This window comes from Erythrobacter sp., assembly GCF_038133525.1.
Classification (GTDB): Bacteria; Pseudomonadota; Alphaproteobacteria; order Sphingomonadales; family Sphingomonadaceae; genus Qipengyuania.
This window is the reverse complement of sequence record NZ_JAYPTL010000141.1, coordinates 1,621-2,257: the sequence shown is the minus strand read 5'-3', so window position 1 is coordinate 2,257 and position 637 is coordinate 1,621. Positions and strand designations below refer to the sequence as shown.

Here is a 637-nt window from a genome sequence, read left to right as displayed (position 1 = left end):
GGCGACTACGGCGTGCTGGTGACGCGTATTGCCGCCAAGCGTGGGGTGCCGCTGCATCACATACTTGGTCCAGGAAGGCCAGCTACTATCCGTGCCCGCGCGGCACGCTGCGATGCCGCGATCGCCCTTGCGCAGGCGGGCGTTGGATGCACGACCGCAGGACGCATTCTGCGCATCTCTGAGGAATTGGCGCGCCGTTTACAGCATGAAAGGAAGACCGCCGCATGAACATCGTCATCCCGAAGAAAGACCTCAACAAGCTCCTTGAGCGCTGCCACGCCGAAGGGCGGACGCTCCGCGTGGCTGCAACGGACCTTTACCTCGCCATGAGCGGCCAAGTCGAGGCGGAGATCAGCACCGGGGGCTCAATCGCCGTCCCGGCAAAAGACCTCTTCGAGCGCGTGAAGGCGATGCCGGACGGCCCGGTGCAGATCACGACGAGCGACGGCGCGCAGACGACCGTCAAGGCCGTCGGCCAGGCGCGCCGCTACACGCTGCACGGCCTTCCGGCGAACGACTTTCCGCTCTTGCCCAAACCAGCGCCCGACGCCCCTGCGCTGGAGTTACCGGTGGAGCTGCTCGCCCTCCTGATGGCGCGCACCCATTTTTCCATCTCGCCCGACGAGACGCGCGCGCA

1 protein-coding gene and 1 pseudogene are annotated in these 637 nt (G+C 66.2%); both read left to right on the top strand.

Annotated elements, in window-relative coordinates:
• On the top strand, positions 1–228 hold a 228-nt coding region (locus AAFM29_RS17235), incomplete at its 5' end, for a hypothetical protein (protein ID WP_341713956.1).
• A pseudogene (locus AAFM29_RS17230) lies at positions 225–637 on the top strand (hypothetical protein); the annotation flags it as partial. The gene AAFM29_RS17235 and the pseudogene AAFM29_RS17230, both read left to right, overlap by 4 nt.